Below are 15,893 nucleotides of genomic sequence, written 5' to 3'. Positions count from 1 at the left end.
GTTCGATCAGACGATCGGAACCACCTTCAGCAACACGGCGTTCTATCAGACGATCGGAGCCACCTTCAGCCACACGACGTTCGATCAGACGATCCGAACCACCCTCAGCCACTCGACTTTCAATCAACCGGTCCGAACCGCCTTCGGCGATCATGGTGTGGGCGGGTTTGGCTGCAAAAGCGTTGACTGCAAGAACCGAGAAAGCGATGCCGAGAAGGATTTGGCGTTTCATGATCGTGTGCTCCGGGGTGTTGTTTGTTGGGTATGGAGCTGATGTTACGCCGGGGATTTTTTAAGAGAACTTCATTGCGCTGATGGTGACTATCGACGCAGGCGATGCAGCGAAATCGATAGTAAACAGTTGAGCGGTGTCGCGATTAAAACACGCTTGAAGTTATGGGAAGTGTCTGTCAGTTAACGACTTTCACTTTCGGAAGCACCCTACATAAAGTGATGGCCACATCCACTAGTCTGTTGCTCTTGCACAAGGAGTGACAGGTATGGCCAATCACAGTTACATGACCATCGAAGGGAAAACCCAGGGGCTTATCTCGGCAGGATGCTCGACACCGGACTCTCTGGACAACAAAGGTCAGGTCGGACATGACGATGAAATAAGAGTGTTGGCCTTTGCCCACAATCGAATGAGTACCGACAAACTGATCCACAGTCCTGTCGCAATCACCAAGTGGCTTGACCCGTCCTCGCCTTTGCTGGCGCGGGCACTCTCCAACAGAGAGGAAATCGACTGCTCTGTCAGCTTCTATAGAACTTCGCCGTATGGCATCGAGGAAAAGTACTTCACGATAAAGATCGGCGGGGGAGTGATTGCCGACATCACCCTGGACGTTCCCCATGCCATCCAGCAAAACGACGTCGCCCCTCAGGAACGCCTCGCCATCCGCTATCGCGATATCACCTGGACCCACAATCTGGCGGGCACCAGTAGTTACAGTTTCTGGGACGCCGAGGAGTGAATACGGTAGGCAAAGAAAAGCCCGGCTGATCAGGCCGGGCTTTTCTTTATGCGCTGCTTACTTATGCAACGCGGCGTTCGATCAAACGATCAGCGCCACCTTCAGCAACACGGCGTTCGATCAGACGATCAGATCCACCTTCAGCAACGCGACGTTCGATCAGACGATCAGCGCCACCCTCAGCAACGCGGCGTTCGATCAGACGGTCCGATCCACCTTCAGCCACACGACGTTCGATCAGACGATCAGAGCCACCTTCAGCAACACGACGTTCGATCAGGCGATCAGCGCCACCTTCAGCCACACGGCGTTCGATCAAACGATCCGAACCGCCTTCGGCGATCATGGTGTGGGCGGGTTTGGCTGCAAAAGCGTTGACTGCGAGAACCGAAAAAGCGATGCCGAGAAGGATCTGGCGTTTCATGATCGTGTGCTCCAGGGGTGTTGTTTGTTGGGTATGGAGCCGATGTTACGCCGCGGATTTTTTATGAGAACTTCATTGAACTGATGGTGACTATCGACGCCAGCAATGAATGCCAAGACCCTTGTTCTAGGGCGCTGGCGGCCGAATGCACAGCTCTCCGGTGGCGCGGGTCAGGGCCAGTTCATGCAGCGCGTCACGGGTCAGACCGGTGCGCGCCTTGGCCAGCCACGCCGGGCAGTTCGGGTCGTGACGGTAGGGCGTGAAGTCGGCGTAATGCTGCAGCAGACGGGTTTGCAACTCATCCAGACGCGGGCGAATCTGCTTGCCCAGATCCGGGCGCGGCGTGTCCGGCGCGGCACCGGCGGCCTGCCACTGTGCGAGCAAACCGTACTGCACCAGTTTGTTGGCCTCCATCTGCGCGGCTATCAATTGCGCGACGTCTTCCGGGTCGAGCTTGCGTTCGGCGGCCAGCTTGCGGGCGTTGTCGATCACCTGCGCCTCACGGGGACTGTCCTGGATCGGCTTGCCGCTGTCCCATTTGGTCAGGGCGACGAGATCGCCGATGTTCAGGCGTTCGTTCAGGGTGTTCACCAATCCTTGCACCACTTCGGGCGAGGGCGCGGGGCCGGCGTGGACGGTCGTCGCCAGAGCGGTCAATAGGGTGCAACTCAGCAGAAACGGGGAACGGCGCATGGGAGAGATTCACTTCCTGTCGTGATGGAGAGGCTTTGCAGATTGGTCGGGGGTGCAGATTACGAAGTTTTAATGCAAACGGGTACGACCTGAACGGCATTGCATACCTTAGACTCTGTCATCAGCTCCCACCCGAGACGGACCCTCAATGCAAACCCCCGCTCATTCCCCCCTCTGGAAAACCTACCTGCTGTTCCTGGCCCCAATGGTGCTGTCGAACTTCCTGCAATCGATGTCGGGCACGGTCAACAGCATCTACATCGGTCAGATGCTCGGCACGCAAGCGCTGGCCGCGGTGTCCGGCATGTTTCCGATCATCTTTTTCTTCATCGCACTGGTCATCGGTCTGGGCGCCGGGGCAGGGGTGTTGATCGGTCAGGCGTGGGGGGCGCGTGAGTCGCATATGGTCAAGGCGATTGCCGGGGCGACGTTGTTGCTGGGGGTGTTGATCGGGCTGGTGGCGGCGGTGCTGGGCAGTGTGTTTGCGCGCCAGGCCTTGCAGGGGTTGGGGACGCCGGCGGATGTGTTGGATGATGCGGTGGCCTATGCCCGGGTGATGATGTGGACTTTGCCGGTTGTGCTGGTGTACGTGTTGTTCACGCAGCTGTTGCGCGGGGTGAGCGACACGCTGTCGCCGATGCTGGCGCTGTTGCTGTCGACCGTGGTCGGGCTGGCGTTGACCCCGGCGTTCATTCGCGGCTGGTTCGGTTTGCCGCAACTGGGGATTCAGAGCGCGGCGTTCGCCGGTCTGGCCGGTACGCTGGCGGCGATGGCGTGGCTGTCATGGAGCCTGATCCGCAAGGGGCATCCGCTGGCGCCGGATCGCGAGTTCTTCGCGGCGCTGCGTCTGGACGGCGCAATTCTCGGCAAGGTGTTGCGCATCGGTCTGCCCACTGGCGTGCAGATGATCGTGCTGTCGCTGTCGGAGCTGGTGATTCTGGCGCTGGTCAACCAGCACGGCTCGCAGGCGACGGCGGCCTACGGCGCGGTGACGCAGATCGTCAATTACGTGCAGTTTCCGGCGCTGTCGATTGCGATCACCGCGTCGATCCTCGGCGCCCAGGCAATCGGTGCCGGACGGCTGGAACGGATGGGCCCGATCCTGCGCACCGGGTTGTGGATCAACGTGTGCCTGACCGGTGGCTTGATCCTGGCGGGTTACCTGTTGTCGCACTGGTTGCTGGGGCTGTTCCTGACCGAAGACTCGACCCGGGCGATGGCCGAGCATCTGTTGCACATCATGTTGTGGAGCCTGTTGATCTTCGGTTTCCAGGCGATCATCGGCGGCATCATGCGGGCCAGCGGCACGGTGCTGGTGCCGGTGGGCGTGGCGATCATCTGCGTGCTCGGCGTGCAGTTGCCGGCGGCCTACTGGCTGGACGGGCAGTTCGGTTTGCAGGGCGTGTGGATGGCGTTCCCGATTGCGTATCTGGGAATGCTGGTGCTGCAGACGCTGTATTACACGCGGGTCTGGAAGCATCAGAAGATCGAGCGGCTGGTGTAAGACTGGTCGCCAGAAAACGCAGGGCCGTTCCTCGGGGAACGGCCCTTTTTTGTGCCTCATGAAATCATCGAGGTTTTTTGCCCTGCATGGATCAGCGGACGCCGTCGATGCCACGGCAACGTTTGCTCCAGTTGCGCGGCCAGCCGCAGCAAGACATCGTCAGCCCCGAAGCGGGCAGCCAGTTGCACACCGATCGGCAACCCGCTTTGCGACATTCCCAACGGCAATGAAATGGCCGGCGTCCCCGCTACGTTGAACACCGGGGTGAAGGGCGAATGCGCGAACACCCGCGCCGTCCATTGCCGGCCATCAAGCGTCTCGGCGCCGCGATTGTAGATGCCAACGGCTTGCGGCAATTGCGGCAGAGTCGGGGTCAGCAGGATGTCGATGGATTCGAACCAGCTCGCGACTTGCCGGGCGATGCTGTTGCGCACTTCCAGTGCGGCGGCGAAATCCACGCCACGGGATTGCTCGCCTAACGCGTAGCAGGCCAGCGTGGCCGGTTCGAGCGTGCGGTGGTCGATGGCGCGGCCGGTGCTGCTGGCGAGGTGGTCGATCCAGCGCACCAGGCTGGCGCACCAGATATGCGCGTTGGCGTCGACGAAGGCCTCCCATGACAGACCGAGCGGGGCTTGCACGGTTTCTACCTGATGGCCGAGCGCTTCGAGTTCGCGGGCGACGCGCTGGGTTGCGTCACGGATTTCACTGTCGACGGCGGCGCCGTTCCATGGCGTGTCGAGCACACCGATTCGCAGCCGTCCCGGATCTCGACCGACCTGGGCCAGAAAACCTTCAGCCGGTGCGGGCGTGTGATACGGATCCCCCGGCGCGCAGCCTTGCACCACATCCATCAGCGCCGCGCTGTCGCGCACGGTCCGCGACAGACCCAGTTGCACGCCCAAACCGGCGAACACTTCATCCATCACCGGCCCGTGAGAGCTGCGCCCGCGCGTCGGCTTGAGCCCGACCAGCCCGTTGAACGCCGCCGGCACGCGGATCGAACCTGCCGCATCGGTGGCATGGGCGACCGGCACAATGCCGGCGGCGACGGCAGCCCCGGCGCCGCCACTGGAACCGCCGGCCGAGCGCTGCGGATCCCAAGGGTTGCGGGTCGGCCCTTGCAGGACGGAATCGGTCTCGGTGCTGAACGCCATTTCCGGCGTGGTGGTGCGGCCCAGCGTCATCAATCCGCTGGCGTTGAAGCGTTGCATCAGGTTCGAATCATGCTGCGCGACCACGCCTTGGGCGAGTCGGCTGCCCAGTTCATTGCGTCGCCCGGCAGCAGTGATCGCCAGATCCTTGATCAGAAACGGCACCCCGGCCAAAGGGCCGCTGCCGGTGGTCACCGTTGGCGTCCAGTGTTCGATCACCGCGTTGATCGACGGGTTGACCTGCTGCACGGCTTCGATGGCCAGCGCGGCCAGTTCTTCGGCGCGGACGTCGCCCGACGCAACAAGTTGCGCCAGGCCGATGCCGTCATGTTCGGCGTATTCGTTGAGGTTCATCAGAGGCACTCCAGGAAGGAAGCAGCGATCTTAGGTCGCAGGTCTTATCGTGATTAGCCCATAATCGCGGCATGCAATGTGCCGCTGCTGGCACAATCCTTTGATTGGCGGAAGGCCTGCAAATGATCCGTGACCTGAACGACACACTGGTTTTCGTGCGCGTGGTGCGCCTCGGCAGTTTCACCGCCGCCGCCCATGCGTTGCAGATCCCCAAGACCACGGTCAGCCGTCGGGTGCGCGAACTGGAACAGGCCATCGGCGTGCAGTTGCTGCGGCGCACCACGCGCCAGTTGAGCCTTACCGAAGCGGGTTCGGTGTATTACGAACACTGCAAGGCCCTAGCCGATACCCTTGAACACGCCGAGCGCGCGGTGCATCAGTTGCGTGACGGGCCGCGCGGCTGGTTGCGGGTGACGGTGCCGTTTTCATTCGGCGTCAGTTGGTTTGCGCCGGTGCTCGCGGGATTTCGGCAGTCGTACCCGGAAATTCGTCTGGAGGTTCTGGCCTCCCATGTGCCGCTGGACCTTGTGGGGGACGAAATCGACGTGGCGCTGCGTCTCGGGGCGTTGCCGGATTCGAGCCTGATCGCCCGCCGGCTGGCGAGTTTTCCCACGGGCATCTACGCGGCCCCGGATTATCTGGCGCGCCACGGTACGCCGGACAATCCTGACGAACTTATTCATCATCAGACGCTGACGCTGCATCAGGCCCGGCGCGATGTCGGTTATGTCTGGCCGTTGCGTCGCGAAGGCGCGCGCGTGAAAGACTACCGCGTCGAGCCTTCCATCCTGGCCAACGATCCGGCGCTGCTGCATGACGCGTTGCTCGCGGGTGAGGGGCTGAGCCTGGGAATGGAGCAGAGCATGCAGGCCGATGTGCAGGCCGGACGTCTGATCCGGGTGCTGCCGCAGTGGATCGGCCCGCCGCAGGATCTCAACGCGGTGACGGCCCGCGAACACTTGCCATCGCCCAAGGTGACGGCGCTGATCGGCTACCTGAAGGCGCGCATGGCCGACGAAGTGGCGTAACCGCCGGATGTTTGCTTAAGTCATTCGAGACCCATCGGGCGCCGGAGCCTTCCATGTCGATTCGATTGCTGTTGGCTGCCGCGTGTTGCCTGATTGTCGTCCCTGCTGCGCAGGCGGTGGAGTACACCCGGGTCAACACCACCGCCAGCCAGATCAGTTTCACCTACAACCAGATGGGCTCGCGGATGTACGGCACGTTCGGCAAGTTCGACGCGACGCTGGACTTCGACACCGACAACCTCGCCAGCGCCCGCACCACGCTGCACATCGACCTCACCAGCATCGACGCCGGCAGCGAAGACGCCAACTCCGAACTGGTGAAACCGGCGTGGTTCAACACCGATAAATTCCCGGTGGCGGTGTTCGAATCGACCCGTTTCAGGCCGGACGGCGACAACCGTTATCTGGTCGACGGCCACCTCACCCTCAAAGGCATCACCCGTGAGGTGCAGGTGCCGGTGCAACTCAAACCCGACAGCAGCATCGGCATCTTTGACGGCGAACTGGTGCTCAAGCGCGACGAGTTTGGCCTCGGCGCAGGGGAGTGGGCGGACACCGTGGTGTCGAAGGACATCGACATCAAGTTCAAGGTGGTGGCGCCGCAGCAGTGACGCGTTCGGTCCTCAGAGCGTTGGCGCGGTATGATGGCGGCGTTTTCCGCCGGAGTCCGCCCGCCATGCCCCGCATCACCCACTACAAATCCCCATGCCCCGAAGGCGTCAACAGCCAGATTTTGCAGATGGTGGTCGACAACCTGACCGACATCAGTGCCATCGGCCTCGGCCCGAGCAACCTGCTGTACAACGTCTATCAGTACGCGGTCGGCTACGAGGTGCATCTGTATCTGGAGGCGTTGAACGGCGAGAAGGGCACCGAGGTGGAATTGCTGGTGGCCACCGATGACGATGACCCGGAGCGGGTGATCGGCTTCCTGTTGTACCTGCCGGTGCAGGGCGATTGGGAGGCGTGCAACGTGGCCTATCTGGCGGTGCGCGAGGGGCATCGGCGTCAGGGCGTGGCCCGTTCGTTGATCGCGGACATGGTGGCGCGTTACCCCCATGCCGAGCTGACCTGCAGCGTCGGCAAGGTGCCGTATTTCGAGGCGCTGGGCTTTGAAGTACTGGGCCAATTGGAGACGCAGGTGTTGATGAGCACCCGGCACTACCGCAGCAACGGGCTGCGCGGTTTCATCGACACCACTCCGATCTACCGTTCGCTGGAAGTGCAGCAGATCCACACCTATCTGCTGCAAAAGCACGGCAAGCGGGCGATGCTCGATGCCGAGAAACAGCGCGACCGGCATCTGGATCAGGTCACTCGCCGCACCGAAGAATTTGTCCGCCAGCGCCTGACCGTTCACTGATCCCTTCTCTTCGAAACGACAAAAGCCCTTGTTGCGATCAGCGCAGCAAGGGCTTTTTTGTGCCAGTGATTTCAGGACAGTTTCACGTTCATGGTGATGCGCGCCGTGAACACTTTCCTGCCTTCGGTGTCGTGGACATCCACCGGCACGATCTTGTCGCCTTCGGTCTGCCAGTCCAGCGCTTCGCCATTGGCCACGGCGGTGACGTCGGTCTTGGCCTTGGCCAGGTATTCGACGGTCATGCCTTTTGGAATCCAGCGTGCGCCGGCGGGAATCGATACGTCGGTCATCATCCCGGCCGCCAGTTCGGCAGCATTGCACAGGGCGATGGCGTGGACGGTGCCGAGGTGGTTGGTGATCTCGCGGCGAAACGGCACTTGCACCTGCGCGGAACCTGCCCGCAACTCGGTCACCAGCGGATTGATGGTGCTGAAGTACGGTGCGACCTGGCAGGCCATCTGGCTGAACGCCTGGGAACCGACGCTGTTGAACATGCTGAGAAACTGACTCATGGGTGAAGCCTCGCGGTTAGGAGATTTGCAGAATTATGTTCCGTTACAGAATATTGTTCTGTAGCGGAACGGTATTCTGTTCGCGGGAAATCTGTCAACCTGTGCGTGTTTCGATCACCCGGCACGGACGTGCCCTTTACCCGGATTTTCAAGGCCCATGGACACCGCAGATCTACTCGAACGCAGCTACCCCGGCCGCCGCGCCGAACTCAAGCGCGACATCTTTCGCAAGGCCCTGCGCCTGTTCAACGAGCAGGGCATCGAGGCCACCACCATCGAAATGATCCGTGCCGAGTGCGACACCAGTGTCGGGGCGATCTACCACCATTTCGGCAACAAGGAAGGGCTGGTGGCCGCGCTGTTCTTCACTGCGCTGGAGGATCAGGCGCGCCTGCGCGACGTTTATCTGGCCGACGCGACGACCACCGAAGAGGGCGTGCAGGCGCTGGTCTACAGCTATGTGGATTGGGTCGAGAACCAGCCGGAATGGGCGCGGTTCCAGTATCACGCGCGTTATGCCGTGACCCGGGGCCCGCACAAGGATGAACTGGCCGAGCGCAACAAGACCCGCAACCTCGGCCTGCGTACCTGGCTGGCCGAGTCCGGGCGCGTGGCTGAACTCAATGAATGCCCGGCCGAGCTGTTGCCGTCGCTGATCGTCGGGCAGGCCGACAGCTATTGCCGCGCGTGGTTGTCCGGGCGAGTGCAGGGCAGTCCGAAGACTTATCGCGAATTGCTGGCCCAGGCCACGTGGCGTTCGATCCGTCGAGAACCCGAATGCTGATTTTCAGAGACAAAAAAAGAGCCTCAAGACTCTTTGATGGGGAGGAAGTAGAGCCCGCGAGGCTCAAGATGCGCATGAAGCCAGGTGCGGGCTTGATTGGGGTTCAGAGCACCCGCACCTACGCAACGGCTTGGCGGACCAAGCGACTGCGTAGTTCCATCGTAGGAAGGTGGGCTGATGCGCTCAAGTACCGTCAGTCACCTGCCTGGGTGGCGCGGGCGGCGGCTCTTTCGACCATCGCAATGATGGTTGCCAACAGCTCGTCACGGGCCTGTTCGGCGCTGATTTCGTCGGTGGCTGCCGCTTGCGACAGGGCTTCGGCGGCGCCGAGCATGGCGCGTAATCCTGCCTGACCGATCTCTGCGCCGTCAGCGAAAGGCGACAGCACATTGCGGCATTTCTCCAGAAAGATCGCCTCGTATTCGCGCTTGATCCTCTCCAGTTCCGGCGTGCTCGCCAGGGCCGCAATTACCCCCGGAATCTCGTTGCCCTGAGTCAGCACGCAATCGACATACGCTGTGGCAATCACCGTCGCGGTGCCGCTCAAGGTCGCTTCGGCATTGGCCAGCGCCGCGTCCATCAGCGCCGTCTGGCGCTTGTCGAAATCCTGATAAAGCGCCGCGAGCAAACCGGCGCGGGTGGTGAAATGGTCATAGACCACCGGTTTGGTCACACCGGCCTTTTCCGCCAGATAGCCGAGGGTCAGGGCATCGGTGCCTTCTTCGCGAATCAACTGCCAGGCCATGTCGAGCAACTGGCGCTGGCGATCTTCCCGGGACAGGCGGCGACGGGGTTGTGCGGGATCTGGGATTTCAGTGGTTGACATTGCTTATATACCAAACGTAACTTACTGATGGTAACTTACCAATCGTAGCTTATCGAAAGGATAAGCCCTTGGTCAGCAATCACCAACCGGAGATTTCCCCATGCACGCACTGATTGTTGTAGATCACGATGATCCACGTTCGCTGACTCGCGCGTTGGCGCAACAGATTGCCAAAGGCCTGTCGGAAAGCGATCCATCCAACACCTTCGAAATCGCCGACCTGCACGCCGAGGAATTCGATCCGCGCTTCGGCGTGGCCGACTGGGCGGTGCATCACCGCGAATCCGCGCCGCCGGCGGACGTACTGGCCGAGCAGGCACGCATCGACCGCGCCGATGCGCTGGTGCTGGTCTATCCGGTGTTCTGGTGGTCGATGCCGGCGCTGCTCAAAGGCTGGATCGACCGGGTGTTCAGCAATGGCTGGGCGTACGATTTCGACGGTGACAAGACGTTGAAGAAGCTTGGAAGATTGCGCGTGCACCTCGTCGGACTCGGCGGAGCGGATGTGCGCACTTACGAGCGCCACGGCTACGGTGCGGCGATGAAGACGCAGATCGATCACGGGATTTTCGATTACTGCGGGGCGACGGTGTCGGGTTCGGCATTGTTGCTGGAGTCCGAGTCGAGCGATCCGGCGAAGCAGTTGCAGGCGGCGCGCGAACTCGGACTGGGTTTGTTTCGTTGAAACCTGTTGTCAGTCGATGCGTTTGAAGATCAGCGCCTTCAGACCGCTTTCAGCATCGACGTCGGGAAACTCCGGCGGATTTTCCAGCCGTTGCTCGAAGCGCAGGCTCGGTGCTTCCTGGGTCACGCCGTCGATCAGGAAGTCCGAACCGAACGAAGGATCGTTCATGCACGCCAGCACCGTGCCCTGCGCCGTCAGCAGTTCCGGCAGGCGACGCAGCACGCGCTGGTAATCCTTGGTCAGCAGAAAACTGCCTTTCTGGAACGACGGCGGGTCAATGATCACCAGATCGTATGGGCCGCTGTTGATCACCTTGCCCCAGGATTTGAACAGGTCGTGGCCGAGGAAACTCACCTTGCTCAGGTCATGCCCGTTCAGCCGGTGATTGTCGCGGCCCCGGCTCAGCGCGGCGCGGGACATGTCGAGGTTGACCACATGGCTGGCGCCACCCTCGATGGCCGCCACCGAAAAGCCGCAGGTGTAGGCGAACAGGTTCAGCACCCGTTTGCCCGCCGCCTGTTCGCGCACCCAGTTGCGCCCGTAACGCATGTCGAGGAACAACCCGGCGTTCTGCTTGCGGCCCAGATCCACGCGGTATTTCAGCCCGCCCTCGACGATGGTCATTTCGTCGATTTCTTCACCGAGCAGCCATTCGGCGGTGCTTTGCGGCAGGTAACGGTGCTGGATCAGCAAAGTGTGTGCGCCGGACTGTTGCCATTGCTCTGAATGAGTGATCTCCAGCAACAGACGCTTGAGGTCTTCCAACTGCGAAGCCTCGGGTTCCTTGAACAGCGACACCAGCACCACGCCTTGCAGCCAGTCCACGGTGACTTGCTCCAGCCCCGGCCAGCAACGCCCGCGCCCATGGAACAGCCGACGGGTTTCGGCGGGTGCCGAAGTCAGCGCGGTGAGCAGGTGAGCATGGAGGACGGCGAGGGCTTGAGGGTTCATCAATCAGGATCGGCCAGCAAAAGGGCGCGCATTTTAACCGCAATTACGCACCGGCGACTGCCCGTCGAACGGCTGTTATCGAAAAGACCTGTATCAAAAATGAATTTCTGTAGAAGGCGCTGCTCATACCAGATAAGCAGCGGGATCAAGCCGCTAAATCGTTCATGCAATTCAGGGAGTGCCAGTTCATGTGTCCAATTCCGACGTCGAGCGCGCACCTTCCTGGCGGGTTGATTCTGGTAGTCGAGGATGATCCGTTGATTCTGGAGTTTCTGTGCGAAATTCTTCAGGAGGAAGGTTTCAAGGTCGAGCCGCAGACCAGCGCCGATGCGGCCTCGCAATATCTGGAAGCGCACGCGCCGGAAGTCGCGCTGCTGCTCACCGACATCACCATGCCCGGCACCCTCAACGGTGCGGACCTGGCCAATCTGGTCGGCGACCGCTGGCCGGACAAACCGGTGATGGTCATGTCCGGTTATGAAACACCGGAAACTTCCGGCGTGAAGCATCCGGTGGCGTTCATCAAGAAGCCGTGGGCCATCGGCCAGTTGCTCGATTGCGTGGACGGTGCGTTCAAATCCAAGGCGCCGCGTCTGCACTGAGGCGTCCCGCAAGTGCTACATTGCCGGGCATCGTTGCCCGGCCCCTTGCGAGGAAGTGATCTTTTGTCTGCTCACGATGCTGTTTTCAACCGCGCGTTCGGCGCGTTCCTGTTCGACATGGACGGCACCGTCCTCAACTCCATCGCCGCCGCCGAGCGGATCTGGTCCGCCTGGGCCGTGCGCCACGGGGTGAACGTCGAGACGTTCCTGCCGACCATCCACGGCGTGCGCGCCATCGACACCATCACGCGTTTGAACCTGCCGGGCGTGGACGCCGAGGCGCAAGCCGCGTTCATTACCGAGGCGGAAATCGAAGATGTCGAAGGCATTGTCGAGATCCCCGGCGCGGCAGCGTTTCTCAAATCGTTGCCGGCGGATCGCTGGGCCATGGTGACCTCGGCGCCACGGGATCTGGCGTTGCGGCGGATGGCGGCGGCGGGGATTCCTGAACCGGCGGTGATGATCACCGCCGAGGACGTGACCGCCGGCAAACCGGATCCGGCGGGTTATCGACTGGCGGCCAAACGTCTGGGCCTGGAACCGGCGGACTGTCTGATTTTCGAAGACGCCACCGTCGGCATTCAGGCCGCTGAAGCCGCCGGTGCGCCGTTGATGATCATCACCACGACTCACCAGCATCCGCTTGAAACCGCACACGCGACCATCGCCAGTTACCGCGACGTTGCGCTGAGCATCGACAGCGACGGCCAGTTGCGCCTGCAACCTCAATAAACCCCCGGCACCAATCGCCAGCTGCGGGCGCAATAGGCGTCGTATTCGGCGCCGAACTGCGTGCGCAGCAGGGCCTCTTCGGAGTGGATGCGGGCGATCAGCGGGATCAGCGTCAGCGCCGCCAGCAACAGGCCGACCAACGAGCGGAACGCCAGCGCCCAGCCGATCGCGTTGATCACCAGTCCCAGATAACTGGGGTTGCGCAGATGCCGGTAGATCCCTTCGGTGACCAACCGGTGCCCCGGCTGAATCGCTACCAGCCCGCTGAAGCGATGGCCCAGCACAAACACCGGCCACAACCGCAACCCGCCACCGACGATAAACAGCAGCGCCCCCAGCCAACGGGTGCCTTCGCGGCCGATGGTCCAGAAACCGATGCGGTCGCAGTAAGCCGGCAGAAAAGCACTGACCAGTCCGATCACGGCGAACGCCGGAATCACCCAGCGATTGGCCCGGTCCTCGCGCTCGCCGGTGCTCAGGTTCACTTCCGTAAAGAGCGAAGCCACCACCATGGCCAGCGTGGCCAGCGCCACCACGACCAGCGCGCCGTGAGAAAAGAACACCGCCACGCCACCGATGCCCCACATCGCCAGGCCCAGATAGGCGAGGGTGGCGAGCACGGCGACCACGGTCATTTGCGCAGACATTTTCATAGGCACCTCACGGCTGTTCCGTTCAGTGTAGATCCCGGCACGATCCCCGGCGTTTAACCGCCGGCAGGAGCGTGGACTAAACTTCAGGCAGAGACGTTCCGATCATCCGATCCGCCGCTTCGGGAGTCCGCCATGCTGCACATCCGCACGCCGCTGATCCTCCATCCGACCCTGTCGACCGCTTCCCGGCGCATCTGGCTGAAGCTGGAAAACCTGCAACCGTGCGGCTCCTTCAAGCTGCGCGGCATGGGCTTGTTGTGCAGTCAGGCAGCGGCGCAGGGCAAGCGCAAGGTCGTGTGTCCGTCCGGCGGCAATGCCGGGCTGGCCACGGCGGTGGCAGCGGTCAGCCTGGGCCTGCAAGCCTGCATCGTGGTGCCGCACACCACACCGGAAGCAACCCGCGCACGTATTCGACGCACCGGCGCGGAGGTTATCGTCCACGGCAAAGTCTGGGACGAAGCCAACCAGCGAGCGCGGGAACTGGCCAGCGCGGCGGACACCGAATACGTGCCGGCCTTCGACCACCCGGTGCTGTGGGAAGGGCACAGCACGATGGTCGACGAAATCCTCGAAGACTGTCCGCAGGTCGATACCGTGGTCACGTCGGTCGGCGGCGGTGGTTTGCTGGCGGGCATCCTCACCGGGCTGCTGCGCCACGACCGTCGCGACTGCCGCATCGTCACCTGCGAAACCACAGGCGCCGCGTCTTTCGCCGCCGCGGTGCAGGCCGGCCATCCGGTGCGCTTGAGCCGCATCGACACAGTCGCCACCTCCCTTGGCGCCGCGCAGGTGGCGGCTTGGCCGGTAGAGCATATCGGCGAGTTCGATCATGAATGTCTGGTGCTGTCGGATGACGACGCGATCATGGGGGTGGTGCGTTATGCCAGTGATCTGCGGCAATTGGTGGAGCCGGCGTGCGGGGTTTCGCTGGCGGTGGCGTACCTTGATCATCCGGCGCTGGCGGGGGCTCGGGATGTGGTGGTTATTGTTTGTGGTGGGGTAAGTATCAGTGCGCAACTGGTGGCGGGGTGGGCTCGGTTGGGGTCTTGAGTGAAAGCGGAAGGTATTTCCCTTCGACCAATAGTCAGCACCACCGCCATTCCCGCGAGAGAGGTCTATCCTAGGCGGAGCCCTTTTTCGTGCCTACGGTGACCCGCGATGATCAATCTGGCCACGGCCCATCTGCTCACGGACTACAAGACCTGGGCCAATCAGCGTCTGTTCGACAGCCTGCAAGCGCTGCCGGCGGGGGAGACGACGAGGGAGCGCAAGACGGTTTTCAAGAACATGATCGGTACGCTGAACCACATCTACGTGGTCGACCGGATCTGGCAAGCGCACCTCGAAGGGCGCGAGCACGGATTCACAACGTCCCATGATCTGGTGCACGCGGACCTTGGCGAGTTGCGTCAGGCCCAGCAGGAAGTCGATGGCTGGTATCGCACCTGGAGCGCGCAGCAGACCGAAGCCTCGCTGAACCGCTCGATCGATTTCAAATTCGTGTCCGGCGATGGCGGCACCATGAATGCCGGCGCGATCCTGATGCACGTCATCAACCACAACAACTACCACCGTGGCTGGGTGGTGCAGATGTATTTCGAGATCCCGCAGATGCCGCCGATGACCGACCTGCCGGTGTACCTGCGCGAGGTCGATCCGGGGTTCAAGCCGATCAGTGCGCCTGCGGCGGAAGAGGCGCCGACATGTGATGGGCAATCAGCGAGCGCAACCAGCGTTCCGCCGGATCGTTGTCGTTGACCCCGTTCCAGACCATCGACAGCTCCGAAGGCACGATGTCAAACGGCGGGTCGTCGGCACGCAACACGCTGCTGCCTTCGACCAATGCGCAAGCTGCGAAATCCGGCACGGTGGCGAGCATGTCGGTGCCGGCCAGAATCGCCCGCAGCGGAGCAAATTGCGGCACCGCCAATACCACGCGACGCGATCGATTGATCCGCGCCAGGTCGTTGTCGATGGCCCCGCCCAGATCCCCGGAAAACGACACCAGCGCATGGGGCCGTTCGCAGTATTCGTCGAGGGTCAGTGCGCCGGGACGATCATCGCCGCGCAAGATCTTGCAGCGCAGGTCCCGCAGTTTTTTGCGTTTGGCATTGGCCGGCAATTCGGTGGTGTAGCTCACGCCGACGGAAATCTCCCCGGACGCCAGCATCGACGACATCAGCAGGAAATTCACCCGGCGAATCACCACCACCACGTCCGGCGCTTCCTCGCGCAATTGCTTGAGCAGCGGCGGCAGCAGGCCGAACTCGGCGTCGTCCGACAGACCGATGCGAAATACGTCGCGGCTGCTCAGCGGGTCGAAATCCTTGGCCCGGCTGACCGCCCCGGAAATGGTGTCCATCGCCGGCTGCAATTCCTTGAGGATCGCCAGCGCCCGCTGGGTCGGCTCCAGCACGCGGCCGTTGCGCACCAGCAACGGGTCGTCGAACAGGTCGCGCAGTTTCGCCAGTGAAGCACTGACGGCGGGCTGGCCGAGGAACAGCTTTTCCCCGGCGCGGGTCAGGTTCTTTTCGAACATCAGGGTTTCGAAAATCACCAATAGGTTCATGTCCACGCGACGCAGGTCATTGCGGTTCATGCCGGAAGACTCGCTGGTTTTTTGAGTCTTCTCAGTAAAGCAGCAAAGTCTTGGG

19 protein-coding genes and 1 pseudogene are annotated in these 15,893 nt (G+C 62.0%); 11 read left to right on the top strand and 9 right to left on the bottom strand.

Going from position 1 to position 15,893, the window contains the following annotated elements:
- A pseudogene (locus PMI24_RS08935) lies at window positions 1-232 on the bottom strand (hypothetical protein); the annotation flags it as partial.
- A 268-nt stretch (window positions 233-500) separates the two neighbouring features.
- On the opposite strand from PMI24_RS08935, the gene PMI24_RS08930 reads away from it, so the two are divergent.
- Window positions 501-977 carry an Hcp family type VI secretion system effector gene (locus tag PMI24_RS08930; RefSeq protein ID WP_007953006.1) on the top strand — a complete coding sequence of 159 codons (477 nt, stop codon included), beginning with the start codon at window positions 501-503 and terminating at the stop codon, window positions 975-977.
- 61 nt (window positions 978-1,038) lie between these two features.
- Here PMI24_RS08930 and PMI24_RS08925 read toward each other — a convergent pair whose 3' ends face one another.
- The gene (locus PMI24_RS08925) at window positions 1,039-1,401 is read right to left on the bottom strand and encodes a hypothetical protein (protein WP_007953005.1); all 363 of its coding nucleotides are present in this window, start codon (window positions 1,399-1,401) and stop codon (window positions 1,039-1,041) included.
- Window positions 1,402-1,527: 126 nt separating this feature from the next.
- Window positions 1,528-2,094, bottom strand: a complete 567-nt coding sequence (locus PMI24_RS08920) for a chorismate mutase (protein ID WP_007953004.1) — start codon at window positions 2,092-2,094, stop codon at window positions 1,528-1,530.
- Between the two features lie 148 nt (window positions 2,095-2,242).
- On the opposite strand from PMI24_RS08920, the gene PMI24_RS08915 reads away from it, so the two are divergent.
- Window positions 2,243-3,598 (top strand): MATE family efflux transporter, encoded by a 1,356-nt coding sequence (locus PMI24_RS08915; RefSeq protein WP_007953003.1) that lies wholly within the window; start codon window positions 2,243-2,245, stop codon window positions 3,596-3,598.
- Window positions 3,599-3,654: 56 nt separating this feature from the next.
- Here the strand turns inward: PMI24_RS08915 and PMI24_RS08910 are convergent, their stop codons facing one another.
- Entirely contained in the window at window positions 3,655-5,103 is a 1,449-nt protein-coding gene (locus tag PMI24_RS08910) for an amidase (RefSeq protein WP_007953002.1), read from the bottom strand.
- 122 nt (window positions 5,104-5,225) lie between these two features.
- On the opposite strand from PMI24_RS08910, the gene PMI24_RS08905 reads away from it, so the two are divergent.
- The 3 genes from PMI24_RS08905 to PMI24_RS08895 all read left to right on the top strand — a co-directional run bounded on the left by PMI24_RS08905 (window position 5,226) and on the right by PMI24_RS08895 (window position 7,494).
- Complete coding sequence (locus tag PMI24_RS08905) at window positions 5,226-6,131, top strand: LysR family transcriptional regulator (RefSeq protein ID WP_007953001.1); 906 nt, start codon at window positions 5,226-5,228, stop codon at window positions 6,129-6,131.
- 53 nt (window positions 6,132-6,184) lie between these two features.
- Window positions 6,185-6,742, top strand: a complete 558-nt coding sequence (locus PMI24_RS08900) for a YceI family protein (RefSeq protein ID WP_007952999.1) — start codon at window positions 6,185-6,187, stop codon at window positions 6,740-6,742.
- A 65-nt stretch (window positions 6,743-6,807) separates the two neighbouring features.
- Window positions 6,808-7,494, top strand: a complete 687-nt coding sequence (locus tag PMI24_RS08895) for a GNAT family N-acetyltransferase (protein ID WP_007952997.1) — start codon at window positions 6,808-6,810, stop codon at window positions 7,492-7,494.
- A 71-nt stretch (window positions 7,495-7,565) separates the two neighbouring features.
- On the opposite strand, the gene PMI24_RS08890 is transcribed toward PMI24_RS08895, so the two are convergent.
- The gene (locus PMI24_RS08890) at window positions 7,566-8,006 is read right to left on the bottom strand and encodes a hotdog fold domain-containing protein (RefSeq protein ID WP_007952995.1); all 441 of its coding nucleotides are present in this window, start codon (window positions 8,004-8,006) and stop codon (window positions 7,566-7,568) included.
- A gap of 157 nt (window positions 8,007-8,163) precedes the next feature.
- Here PMI24_RS08890 and PMI24_RS08885 point away from each other — a divergent pair, with 157 nt between their 5' ends.
- On the top strand, window positions 8,164-8,790 hold the full coding sequence (locus PMI24_RS08885; RefSeq protein ID WP_007952993.1) for a TetR/AcrR family transcriptional regulator: 627 nt from the start codon (window positions 8,164-8,166) through the stop codon (window positions 8,788-8,790).
- Between the two features lie 193 nt (window positions 8,791-8,983).
- Here the strand turns inward: PMI24_RS08885 and PMI24_RS08880 are convergent, their stop codons facing one another.
- Window positions 8,984-9,616: a TetR/AcrR family transcriptional regulator gene (locus PMI24_RS08880; protein ID WP_007952991.1), complete on the bottom strand. Its 633-nt coding sequence runs from the start codon at window positions 9,614-9,616 to the stop codon at window positions 8,984-8,986.
- A 100-nt stretch (window positions 9,617-9,716) separates the two neighbouring features.
- On the opposite strand from PMI24_RS08880, the gene PMI24_RS08875 reads away from it, so the two are divergent.
- Complete coding sequence (locus PMI24_RS08875; RefSeq protein WP_007952989.1) at window positions 9,717-10,301, top strand: NAD(P)H-dependent oxidoreductase; 585 nt, start codon at window positions 9,717-9,719, stop codon at window positions 10,299-10,301.
- 9 nt (window positions 10,302-10,310) lie between these two features.
- Here the strand turns inward: PMI24_RS08875 and PMI24_RS08870 are convergent, their stop codons facing one another.
- Window positions 10,311-11,252 (bottom strand): class I SAM-dependent methyltransferase, encoded by a 942-nt coding sequence (locus PMI24_RS08870; RefSeq protein ID WP_007952986.1) that lies wholly within the window; start codon window positions 11,250-11,252, stop codon window positions 10,311-10,313.
- A 188-nt stretch (window positions 11,253-11,440) separates the two neighbouring features.
- Between PMI24_RS08870 and PMI24_RS08865 the strand changes: the two genes are divergently transcribed.
- Together PMI24_RS08865 and PMI24_RS08860 are read left to right on the top strand one after the other, a co-directional pair.
- The gene (locus PMI24_RS08865) at window positions 11,441-11,854 is read left to right on the top strand and encodes a response regulator (protein WP_007952984.1); all 414 of its coding nucleotides are present in this window, start codon (window positions 11,441-11,443) and stop codon (window positions 11,852-11,854) included.
- A 63-nt stretch (window positions 11,855-11,917) separates the two neighbouring features.
- On the top strand, window positions 11,918-12,586 hold the full coding sequence (locus PMI24_RS08860; RefSeq protein ID WP_007952982.1) for an HAD family hydrolase: 669 nt from the start codon (window positions 11,918-11,920) through the stop codon (window positions 12,584-12,586).
- Here PMI24_RS08860 and PMI24_RS08855 read toward each other — a convergent pair.
- The gene (locus tag PMI24_RS08855; RefSeq protein WP_007952980.1) at window positions 12,580-13,239 is read right to left on the bottom strand and encodes a methyltransferase family protein; all 660 of its coding nucleotides are present in this window, start codon (window positions 13,237-13,239) and stop codon (window positions 12,580-12,582) included. The genes PMI24_RS08860 and PMI24_RS08855 overlap by 7 nt on opposite strands.
- A 132-nt stretch (window positions 13,240-13,371) precedes the next feature.
- On the opposite strand from PMI24_RS08855, the gene PMI24_RS08850 reads away from it, so the two are divergent.
- Complete coding sequence (locus PMI24_RS08850; protein WP_007952978.1) at window positions 13,372-14,289, top strand: pyridoxal-phosphate dependent enzyme; 918 nt, start codon at window positions 13,372-13,374, stop codon at window positions 14,287-14,289.
- 108 nt (window positions 14,290-14,397) lie between these two features.
- Window positions 14,398-14,997, top strand: coding sequence for a DinB family protein (locus PMI24_RS08845; protein ID WP_007952976.1), 600 nt, complete (start codon window positions 14,398-14,400; stop codon window positions 14,995-14,997).
- On the opposite strand, the gene PMI24_RS08840 is transcribed toward PMI24_RS08845, so the two are convergent.
- Window positions 14,912-15,838 carry a LysR substrate-binding domain-containing protein gene (locus PMI24_RS08840; RefSeq protein WP_007952974.1) on the bottom strand — a complete coding sequence of 309 codons (927 nt, stop codon included), beginning with the start codon at window positions 15,836-15,838 and terminating at the stop codon, window positions 14,912-14,914. The two genes, PMI24_RS08845 and PMI24_RS08840, sit on opposite strands and share 86 nt — an antisense overlap.
- Window positions 15,839-15,893 lie beyond the last annotated feature (55 nt).

It is taken from the genome of Pseudomonas sp. GM25 (genome assembly GCF_000282255.1).
In the GTDB taxonomy this organism is placed as follows: Bacteria; Pseudomonadota; Gammaproteobacteria; order Pseudomonadales; family Pseudomonadaceae; genus Aquipseudomonas; species Aquipseudomonas aphyarum.
This window is presented reverse-complemented; position numbering and strand designations above follow the sequence as displayed.

Excerpts from the sequence above, each read along its gene's own strand:
- PMI24_RS08870 (WP_007952986.1), bottom strand. The coding sequence starts at position 11,252 with ATGAACCCTCAAGCCCTCGCCGTCCTCCATGCTCACCTGCTCACCGCG.
- PMI24_RS08900 (WP_007952999.1), top strand. The coding sequence starts at position 6,185 with ATGTCGATTCGATTGCTGTTGGCTGCCGCGTGTTGCCTGATTGTCGTC.
- PMI24_RS08865 (WP_007952984.1), top strand. The coding sequence starts at position 11,441 with ATGTGTCCAATTCCGACGTCGAGCGCGCACCTTCCTGGCGGGTTGATT.
- PMI24_RS08845 (WP_007952976.1), top strand. The coding sequence starts at position 14,398 with ATGATCAATCTGGCCACGGCCCATCTGCTCACGGACTACAAGACCTGG.
- PMI24_RS08915 (WP_007953003.1), top strand. The coding sequence starts at position 2,243 with ATGCAAACCCCCGCTCATTCCCCCCTCTGGAAAACCTACCTGCTGTTC.
- PMI24_RS08920 (WP_007953004.1), bottom strand. The coding sequence starts at position 2,094 with ATGCGCCGTTCCCCGTTTCTGCTGAGTTGCACCCTATTGACCGCTCTG.
- PMI24_RS08925 (WP_007953005.1), bottom strand. The coding sequence starts at position 1,401 with ATGAAACGCCAGATCCTTCTCGGCATCGCTTTTTCGGTTCTCGCAGTC.
- PMI24_RS08910 (WP_007953002.1), bottom strand. The coding sequence starts at position 5,103 with ATGAACCTCAACGAATACGCCGAACATGACGGCATCGGCCTGGCGCAA.
- PMI24_RS08895 (WP_007952997.1), top strand. The coding sequence starts at position 6,808 with ATGCCCCGCATCACCCACTACAAATCCCCATGCCCCGAAGGCGTCAAC.
- PMI24_RS08905 (WP_007953001.1), top strand. The coding sequence starts at position 5,226 with ATGATCCGTGACCTGAACGACACACTGGTTTTCGTGCGCGTGGTGCGC.
- PMI24_RS08855 (WP_007952980.1), bottom strand. The coding sequence starts at position 13,239 with ATGAAAATGTCTGCGCAAATGACCGTGGTCGCCGTGCTCGCCACCCTC.
- PMI24_RS08840 (WP_007952974.1), bottom strand. The coding sequence starts at position 15,838 with ATGAACCGCAATGACCTGCGTCGCGTGGACATGAACCTATTGGTGATT.
- PMI24_RS08880 (WP_007952991.1), bottom strand. The coding sequence starts at position 9,616 with ATGTCAACCACTGAAATCCCAGATCCCGCACAACCCCGTCGCCGCCTG.
- PMI24_RS08875 (WP_007952989.1), top strand. The coding sequence starts at position 9,717 with ATGCACGCACTGATTGTTGTAGATCACGATGATCCACGTTCGCTGACT.
- PMI24_RS08890 (WP_007952995.1), bottom strand. The coding sequence starts at position 8,006 with ATGAGTCAGTTTCTCAGCATGTTCAACAGCGTCGGTTCCCAGGCGTTC.
- PMI24_RS08850 (WP_007952978.1), top strand. The coding sequence starts at position 13,372 with ATGCTGCACATCCGCACGCCGCTGATCCTCCATCCGACCCTGTCGACC.
- PMI24_RS08885 (WP_007952993.1), top strand. The coding sequence starts at position 8,164 with ATGGACACCGCAGATCTACTCGAACGCAGCTACCCCGGCCGCCGCGCC.
- PMI24_RS08930 (WP_007953006.1), top strand. The coding sequence starts at position 501 with ATGGCCAATCACAGTTACATGACCATCGAAGGGAAAACCCAGGGGCTT.